The organism is Noviherbaspirillum malthae (assembly GCF_015352985.1).
GTDB lineage: Bacteria > Pseudomonadota > Gammaproteobacteria > Burkholderiales > Burkholderiaceae_D > Noviherbaspirillum > Noviherbaspirillum malthae.
On record NZ_JACYXF010000201.1, the window covers coordinates 1 to 713 of the forward strand.

The 713-nt window shown below is 63.7% G+C and carries 1 protein-coding gene; it reads right to left on the bottom strand.

Annotation, left to right across the window (positions count from 1 at the left end; translation table 11 throughout):
* The coding region (locus IGW03_RS37765; protein WP_194727501.1) for an FAD-binding protein at nt 1-713 on the bottom strand (713 nt) is incomplete at both ends.

The following is a 713-nucleotide window of genomic DNA, read 5'->3' on the forward strand; positions in this document are numbered from 1 at the left end:
CCGGCTTGTAGTCCAGACGGCAACCTTCCGAGAACCACAGCGTGTGCTTCATCCAGTTCTCGTCGTCGCGCTTTTCGTAGTCGCGATGCGCATGCGCGCCGCGCGATTCCTTGCGCGCCGCCGCCGAAGTAATCGTCGCCTTGGCGGTCTCGATCAGGTTGTCCAGCTCCAGCGCTTCCACCCGGGCGGTGTTGAACACCTTGGACTTGTCCTTGAACGACACATGCTTGCGCCGCTCGTCGAGTTCCATGATCTTCGCAAAGCCGGTCTGCAGCAGCTCATCCGTGCGGAACACGCCGCAGTACTGCTGCATGGTCGAGCGGATCGCGTTGGCCACGTCCTGCACGCGCTCGCTTCCGGTGCTGGTTTCCAGGCGCGCCAGGCGCGACAGGGCCAGTTCGGCGGCATCGGCCGGCAGCGGCTTGTGGCTCTTCTGCTTCAGGTTCGAGGCCACGATGTGGTTGCCGGCCGCGCGTCCGAACACCACCAGGTCCAGGAGCGAGTTGGTGCCGAGGCGGTTGGCGCCATGCACCGACACGCAGGCGCATTCGCCGATGGCATACATGCCGTTGACGATTTCCTGGCTGCCGTTCTTCGGTGCCACCACCTGGCCGTTGATGTTGGTCGGAATGCCGCCCATCTGGTAGTGGATCGTCGGCACCACCGGAATCGGTTCCTTGGTCGCATCGACGTTGGCAAACTTGTGGCCGATC